The following is an 8,360-nucleotide window of genomic DNA, read 5'->3' on the forward strand; positions in this document are numbered from 1 at the left end:
TGATAGCTGATAGCTGAATGCTTACATTTTATCCTCCAAGTCATTAAGCTAGTGGGATCACTTTGGCTGATCAGGCTCACAGGCTCAATCACCAGGCTCACAGGCTGATGCGATCGCACTTGCCTAAGCTAGCCTACCTTTAATGCCATGGATTAAAATAGACAAAAATAGCCTATTATTATACCCAAAAAGTAATTAGAACTTCCAGCATTAGTTATGATACATAAACAGTCTTGAACCCTTGCTGATCTGACACCCCACACCCCACACCCCACACCCCACACCCCTCCCCTGATGACTCTAAATTTATTCAACGAATTTTACAAAGCCACTAACCCAAGCAAAACCCTTGATATCACCCAGAAAGAAGACCAGAAGCTATATATCGATTTTTCTCCTGTTCGAGAGGAATTTTCTTCTTTCCAAGGGAAAGCACTGATTGAGCAACTGAAAGCTCCAATTAATTTATTATCGGAAGATGAACCCACCTGTCAATTATTTACCGGACATATTGGTTGTGGTAAGTCTACGGAATTATCTCGACTCAAGGCTGAGTTGCTAGCAGAAAACTTTCATGTGGTTTACTTCCAGTCCGATCAGGAATTAGAAATGAACGATGTGGATGTGGGGGATATTTTATTAGCTATTGCTTACCAGGTCAGTCAAAGTTTGGAAGGTAGCCAGGTTAACTTACCCCTACAAGGGTTGAGAGCTTTGGTACAGGATATTACCAACTTGTTAGATTCGGAGGTAACTGGGGTTGAGCTTAAGGTTCCCACGGTTGGTGAGTTTGGTATCAAGGAAAAACAGGGAGAGTATGCCTTATCGGTAGGGATGGGCAAGATTATGACGACAGCCAAAAATAGCCCACCCTTGCGCCATCTGTTGCGAGAGTATATTGAACAGCGTACCAAAACGATTATTGATGTGATTAATACCGAGTTGATTGAGCCTGCGATCGCTCAACTCCAACAACAGGGAAAACGGGGACTAGTGGTAATCGTCGATAACCTTGACCGGGTGGAAATTGTTTCCAAATCTGGGGGAACACCACAACCAGAATATTTATTTGTAGAGCGGGGAGAACAGTTGCGCCAACTCAACTGTCATGTCATTTATACCATGCCCCTAGGGCTACGATTTTCTAAGGATTACCTCCGGCTTACCAATCGTTTTGGAGTTGAGCCGAAGGTGTTGCCAATGGTGCCAGTGACGCAACGGAATGGTAAAGAGTGTGAGGAAGGAATGGAAAGGCTCAGAGCGATGGTAATGGCTAGAGCTTTCCCTAAGCTAGCACCAGCGCAACGGTTGCAGGAGATTCCGGAAGTGTTTGATGCACCGGAAACCCTTGACAGACTCTGTTCTATTAGTGGTGGTCATGTCCGAGAGTTACAAACAATTATTCGGGAATGGATGACGCTGGAGGAGAAGTTACCTCTATCCCGGGCAGGGTTAGAGTATGTTATTCGTACTAGATGTAATAAAATCCGATTAGCGATTCAGCCAAAGGAGTGGGAATTATTGCGTCAGGTGCATAAAAGCCAAGAAGTCATTGGAGAGGACTATTATCGTTTACTGGTGCGTAGTCTATTCGTCTATGAATACTATGACGCTCAAGGGTCTTGGTTTGCAGTCAATCCGATTCTGGTAGAAACGGGTAAGTTGTAGGGGAGGGAATCGGGAATCGGGAATCGGGGGAAGAGTTTCGGAGGTGTGGGGAGGCTGGGAGGTGTGGGAAGTGTGGGGAGTCAGATGAGCAAGAATGCGCCTTGAGATGGACTTTGAGATTGGTTTTAGTAATTCTTCGTCCCTTGAATTTGGAAACACCATTGCACCGATTGCCATAACTCCATGACTAATCTTCACTCACAGGATCATCACCAACACGCTGATCATAAACAGCTATTGAACAAGCTGGCTTGGGTCATTGAAAAAGGAGCCAGTGTAAAGGAATTTACCTTAATCTTTGCCCATTGCAATTATACCGAGTGGCGAGACCACTTGATTCAAGATCTGGTAGAAGTTTGTTCGGTAGAGATTTTCCAAATTGGGTTAACTCCGGAGGTGACCCAGCTCTACAGGACGATATACACCTTGATTCAATCTCAATTGGCACAACAACCGCCCCAAGGAATTATGGTTTATGGCTTTGAGGTGGTCACAGATCTTGAGCAACTACTCAAATTAGCGAATCGAGTCCGGGAAGAGTTTCGCAAACAGTTCCATGTTCCCGTCCTATTTTGGGTAGATGATCGAGTCTATTCCCAATTCCTGCGCTCGGCCAGGGATTTGGAAAGTTGGGGAACCGGTTCAATCCTGGACTTTCAACTCTCTACCCCTGACGTAATGAAATTTATCCAACAGGTCATTGATCTTGGCTTTACTCAAGTCTTAGCCGCTGGAGCTGCTGGGGGTCTTACCCATGGACAGAATCTCAGTAACCAGCAGCTGGCTGACTTACGCCGGGCAAGGCAAGACTTGCAACATCGGCAGGTAAGATTACCGCCAGACTTAGAAGCCAGTGTGGAATTTATCCTAGGTCGAGAAATTCCCAATGATCCCAACCAGTCCCAACAGCATTATCAACGAAGTTTAGACCTATGGGAAGATATTCTGGGAGCTTACCCCTCTCCCAACCCCGAACATCTGATCCGCTCCGGATGTGTTCTGTTCCATATGGGGCTATTGTACCGTACCTATGCCAATCAAGACCGGAATCAGGATCAGCAACATTACCTCAGGGCTAGAGATTATTTTGTGCGATCGCATTATTGCTTTGAGCAAGCTAAGCGTCCAGACTTAGTGGCTAAGTTTATCAATCCCTTAGGGGAAAGTCTACAAAGACTAGAGTAATGGCATGAGTTGGAACAGTTAGAAAAAAAAGCCAATGCCCTGCATCAGGAATATCCCAACCCGGTCTGGCTTGCTCATGATTACGGCATTGGTAGTGGTAAAGATGTAGTGATTTGCCTACGGTCTTGTGAAGGTTTCGGGTGCTAAAATCACTATTTATGTACCACTACTAATGAGGGAAACCACCACCCTTCCTTGCTAATCTGACTCCCTACCCCCCCACCTCACAAGGCTAGGTTTTTAAACATTGGGGCGAGTACGTACTTTCATTGTGTAGCAATTTTTAAAAATATGTATCCAAATCTACAATAATTTCCGGGATAATTCTCTCCATCTGCTCATTTCACGCTTCTGAGGACTCCCGACTCCCGACTCCCGACCCAAATGTAAGAATCCTACCCATCTCAGACCCCCTCAGACCCGGTCACCCCACATCTTATGACTGTAAATTTCACCCAGTTTTATAAAGCCACTAACCCAAGCAAAACACTCGATCTCACCCAGGCAGAAGACCAGAAGTTTTATATCGATTTTTCTTCCGTCCGAGGGGGAGCACTGATTGAGCAACTGAAAGCTCAAATTACTCTATTCTCTGAAGATCAGCCCACCTGTCAATTATTTACTGGAAATATTGGTTGTGGGAAGTCTACAGAATTATATCGACTCCAGGCTGAGTTGCTAAAAGAAGACTTTCATGTGGTTTACTTGGAGTCGAGTCAGGACTTGGAAATGAATGATGTGGATGTGGGGGATATTTTATTAGTTATTGCTCGCCAGGTCAGTGAAAGTTTAGAAGCTAGCCAGGTTAACTTACCACTAAAAGGCTTTAAAGCTTTCCTACAGGAAATTACCACATTGTTGGGTTCCGAATTGTTGGGTTCCGATATAACTCCGATTGAGGTTAAGGTTCCCAAGGTTGGTGAGTTTGGTATCAAGGAAAAACAGGGAGAGTATTCGCTATCGGTAGGGATTGCTAAGATTACCACGAGAGCCAAAAATAGCCCAACCTTGCGTAATCGGTTGCGGGATTATATTGAACCTCGTACCAAAACCATTATTGATGTGATTAATACCGAGTTGATTGAGCCTGCGATCGCTCAACTCCAATACCAGGGAAAACGGGGACTAGTGGTAATCGTCGATAACCTTGACCGGGTGGAAATTGTGCCGAAGCCTTGGGGAAGAACACAACCGGAATATTTATTTGTAGACCGGGGAGAACAGTTGCGCCAACTCAACTGTCATGTTATTTATACCATGCCCCTAGGGCTACGATTTTCTAATGATATCGTCCGGCTTACCAATCGTTTTGGGGTTGAGCCGAAGGTGTTGCCAATGGTGCCAGTGATGCAACGGAATGGTAAGGAATGTGAGGAAGGAATGGCAAGGCTCAGAGCTATGGTAATGGCTAGAGCTTTCCCTAAGCTAGCACCAGCGCAACGGTTGCAGGGGATTGCGGAGGTGTTTGATGCACCGGAAACCCTTGACAGACTCTGTTCTATCAGTGGTGGTCATCTGCGGCAGTTACTGGCAATGATTCGGGATTGGATTATGGTGGAGGGCAAGTTACCGCTATCCCGGGCAGGTTTAGACCAGGTTATTCGTAGTCGCTGTAATAGAATCAGATTAGCGATTAATGAAAAGGACTGGGAATTATTGCGTCAGGTGCATCAGAGCCAAGAAGTCATTGGAGAGGAATCTTATCAGATGCTGGTGCGTAGTTTATTTGTCTATGAGTACTATGATACTCAAGGGTCTTGGTTTACCGTCAATCCGATTCTGTTAGAAACGGGCAAGTTGTAGCGGAGGGAATCGGGAATCGGGAATCGGGAATCGGGAATCGGGGGAAGAGTTTCGGAGGTGCGGGAAGGGTGGAGAGGGTGAAAAGTCATACCTTGAATTTGGAAACACCTGAGCACCGATTGCTATAACTCCATGACTAATCGTCAGCCACAGGATTATCATCAACAGCTATTGAAGCAGCTGGCTTGGGCAATGGAAATGGGAGCCAGTGAACAGGAATTTTCCTTAATCTTTGCCCATTGTAATTATACCCAGTGGCGAGACCAGTTGATTCAACAGCTGGCAGAGGTTTGTTCGGTAGAGATTCTCCCGATTGAGCTAACTCCCGAGGTCACCCAGCTCCACAGGACTATATACACCTCGATTCAATCCCAACTGAGACAACAACAGCCCCAAGGGATTATGGTTTATGGCTTTGAGGTGGTCACAGACCTTGAGCAACTGCTCAGATTAGCCAATGGAGTCCGGGAAGAGTTTCGGAAACAGTTCCATGTCCCGGTTTTATTTTGGGTAGATGACCGAGTCTATACCCAATTCCTGCGCTCGGCTAGGGATTTGGCCAGTTGGGGAACCGGTTCACCCCTAGACTTTCAAATCTCTACCGCTAATGTAATCGAATTTATCCAACAGGTTACTGATCTTGGGTTTACTCAAGTCTTAGCCGGTGGAGCTGCTGACTTTCTTAACCATAAACATAATCTCAGTAACCAGCAGCTGGCTGACTTACGCTGGGCTTGGCAAGACTTGCAACATCGGCATGTAGAATTAGCCCTAGACTTAGAAGCCAGTCTGGAATTTATCTTAGGTCGAGGAATTTCCCATGGTCTCAAGCAGTCCGAGAAGGATTATCAACAAAGTTTAAAGCTATGGGAAGATTTAGTGCTATCTTCGCGCTTTTCTCGCTCTCGGGTAACCGAACATTTAATCCGATACGGATGTGTTCTGTTCTATATGGGGCAATTGTACCGTACCTATGCCGATCAAGACCGGAATCAGGATGAGCAACATTGCCTACAGGCTAAGGACTATTTTTTGCGATCGCATAAAGCCTTTGAGAAAGCTAAGCGTCCCGACTTAGTGGCTAAGTTTATCAATCCCTTGGGGGAAATTCTACAAAGACTAGAGGAATGGGATGAGTTGGAGCAGTTAGGGGAAAAAGCCTTAACCCTCCATAAAAAATATCCCAACCCGGTCTGGCTTGCCCATGATTACGGCATTCTAGCGGCAGAAGTCGCCATCGCTCGCTCCCAATGGCCTCGAGTCAAGGAGTTGGCAACTGAAGCACTGGACATCCTTACCAAGGCCAAGAATTCTGTTCAACTCCCTGGTGACCTGACGCGGGAGCAGTTGGACTGGGCGTGGGGACTTCATCAAGGTTGGTATCGCTTATCCTTAGCCAGAGCCTACAACCATCTCGGTGAACCCCAGCAGGGAATTGAGCATCTAGAGCAAGCCAAAGAGCAAACCCTACCTAAGTTTAATCCTGATCTATATATTAAAATTCTGGCAGAATTACGACAACTCTACTTTGATCAAGAAGAGTATCAAAAAGCATTCTTAGTTAAGGCATATCAGCAATCAATCGAGTATCAGTTCCGGTTTCGGGCATTTGTGGGCGTTGGTCAATTGTCCCTCAACCAAGGAATTAGGGATACTCAGGTGGCTGATCGCATTGCTGCCTCTGGTCGAGAGCAAGCGATTAATGAGTTAGTTGAGCGTATTGGTCGCAAAGACCACAAACTAACGGTAATTTGTGGCTCCTCCGGTGTGGGTAAAAGTTTTCTACTTCAGTCTGGTTTAATTCCTAGATTACAGCAAGAGATTATTGCCGCTCGGGATGTGGAGCCGGTGTTGCTGACAGTTTATAAGGGGTGGAAGCATAGGTTGGCTGAAAAGATAATTGGAACAGAGCAGGGGGGAGAGAGGGAAGAAATTCTCGGCAAAATGCTCCACCAGCTGCGACACAATGGTGAAACTAATCGACTGACTGTTCTAATTTTCGACCAGTTTGAAGAATTTTTATTTGAGTATCCTAAGCCACAGCAACGGCGAGTTTTTTATCAATTTGTAAAAGACTGTCTAGACCTTGAGGCAGTCAAGGTGATTCTGGCCTTGCGAGAAGATTATATCTATTATTTATTAGAGTGTAATGACCGCCTGATTAGTTTAGATGTCGTCAATAATGATATTCTCAGCAAAGATGTCCTCTATTACTTAGGTAATTTTACTCAATCTCATGCCAAAGCGGTGATTGAACGGTTAACGGAGCAAGCTAAGTTTTCCTTAGAACCAGAGTTGATTGAGAAATTGGTCAAAGATTTAGCAGCAGAAACAGGAGAAGTTCGTCCGATTGAATTGCAGGTGGTGGGAGCGCAATTAGAAACCGAAGGAATTGTCACCTTGGAGAAGTATCAGCAAGGAGGCGATAAGGAAAAACTAGTAGAGCGTTATCTGGACGCTGTGGTTACCGATTGTGGACCACAGTACCGAGAAATTACCTGGAAATTGTTGTTTCTCTTGACCGATGACAAGCAGCTTCGACCCATAAGAACTGAAACTGAATTAGCTAGTGTATTAAATTTCCCCCCAGAGCATATCAGCCTGATTTTGGAGATTTTAGTGGGCTCAGGTTTAGTGTTTCAGATTCCACTAGGAACAGAAGACTTATATCAGTTGGTTCATGATTATTTAGTATCTCCAATTCGTCATATATATGAGAGTGAAATAGAAAAAAAATTGGCAAATTTTGAGGAAGAAAAGCGAATTTTGGAGCAAAGGAAGCAAGAAGGAGCCAAACTAGAACGAGCAGGACTTACACATCTTATTGAATTGTATAGGCCGTTTAATAAAACTAGCCTGTTTGATGCCTTAGTAGCAGCTATGGAGACCGGGAAAGCCTTGAAAGCAATGGTCACGAAAAATACTCCGTTGAAAGACTATCCCGCTGCTAGTCCAATACTTGCTTTACAACGGATTCTTGACCAGATTCAGGAGCCTAGACTTGTGAAGCATCAGGGTAGGGTTAAGCAGGTGGCATTTAGGCGGGATGGTCAGCATCTGGCTAGCGCTGGAGGTGACGGAATCGTCAGATTGTGGGATCTCAACACTGGGCAAGTCCAACAAGAATTTAAGGGGCATTGGGGTTGGGTTTGGCCGATGGCATTCAGCCGGAATGGTCAGCATCTGGCTATTGCTGGAGGTAACGGAATCGTCAGATTGTGGGATCTCAACACTGGGCAAGTCCAAAAATTGTTGAAGGAGCCTCGGGGTTGGGTTTGGCAGTTGCAATTCAGCCGGGATGGTCAGCTGCTGGCTAGCGTTGGACTTGACGGAATCGTGAGGTTGTGGGACCTCAACACTGGGCAAGTCCAACAAGAATTGAAGGGGCATCCGGGTTGGGTTTGGCAGATGGCATTGAGCTGGGATGGTCAGCTGCTGGCTAGCGCTGGACTTGACGGAATCATGAGGGTTTGGAATATCAAAACTAGGCAAGTCCAGGAATTGAAGGGGCATCAGGGTAGAGTTTACCAGGTGGAATTTAGCTGGGATAGTCAGCTGCTAGCTAGTGCTGGAGTTAACGGAATCGTGAGATTGTGGGACGTCAAAACTAGGCAAATCCAGGAATTGAAAGGGCATCAGGGTTGGGTTGACCAGGTGGAATTTAGTCCGGATGGTCAGCTGCTGGCTAGCGCTGGAGTTGACCG

Annotated in this window: 6 protein-coding genes; 5 read left to right on the forward strand and 1 reads right to left on the reverse strand. The window is 45.8% G+C overall.

The features are described 5' to 3' along the window. Nucleotides 1–294 precede the first annotated feature (294 nt). The 4 genes from F6K38_RS30835 (at nucleotide 295) to F6K38_RS30850 (ending at nucleotide 4,656) form a co-directional block, all read left to right on the forward strand. Nucleotides 295–1,668: an ATP-binding protein gene (locus tag F6K38_RS30835; RefSeq protein ID WP_287358869.1), complete on the forward strand. Its 1,374-nt coding sequence runs from the start codon at nucleotides 295–297 to the stop codon at nucleotides 1,666–1,668. Between the two features lie 183 nt (nucleotides 1,669–1,851). After that, on the forward strand, nucleotides 1,852–2,853 hold the full coding sequence (locus F6K38_RS30840) for a hypothetical protein (protein WP_287358872.1): 1,002 nt from the start codon (nucleotides 1,852–1,854) through the stop codon (nucleotides 2,851–2,853). A gap of 9 nt (nucleotides 2,854–2,862) precedes the next feature. Further along, nucleotides 2,863–3,000, forward strand: coding sequence for a hypothetical protein (locus F6K38_RS30845; RefSeq protein ID WP_287358874.1), 138 nt, complete (start codon nucleotides 2,863–2,865; stop codon nucleotides 2,998–3,000). Nucleotides 3,001–3,291: 291 nt separating this feature from the next. After that, the gene (locus tag F6K38_RS30850; RefSeq protein ID WP_287358876.1) at nucleotides 3,292–4,656 is read left to right on the forward strand and encodes a hypothetical protein; all 1,365 of its coding nucleotides are present in this window, start codon (nucleotides 3,292–3,294) and stop codon (nucleotides 4,654–4,656) included. Here F6K38_RS30850 and F6K38_RS30855 read toward each other — a convergent pair. Further along, nucleotides 4,636–4,764, reverse strand: a complete 129-nt coding sequence (locus F6K38_RS30855) for a hypothetical protein (protein WP_287358878.1) — start codon at nucleotides 4,762–4,764, stop codon at nucleotides 4,636–4,638. The two genes, F6K38_RS30850 and F6K38_RS30855, sit on opposite strands and share 21 nt — an antisense overlap. Nucleotides 4,765–4,788: 24 nt before the next feature. Here F6K38_RS30855 and F6K38_RS30860 point away from each other — a divergent pair. Further along, nucleotides 4,789–8,360 (forward strand): nSTAND1 domain-containing NTPase (locus tag F6K38_RS30860; protein WP_287358880.1); only part of this gene is annotated, 3,572 nt, incomplete at its 3' end.

This window comes from Moorena sp. SIO3B2, assembly GCF_010692525.1.
Classification (GTDB): Bacteria; Cyanobacteriota; Cyanobacteriia; order Cyanobacteriales; family Coleofasciculaceae; genus Moorena; species Moorena producens.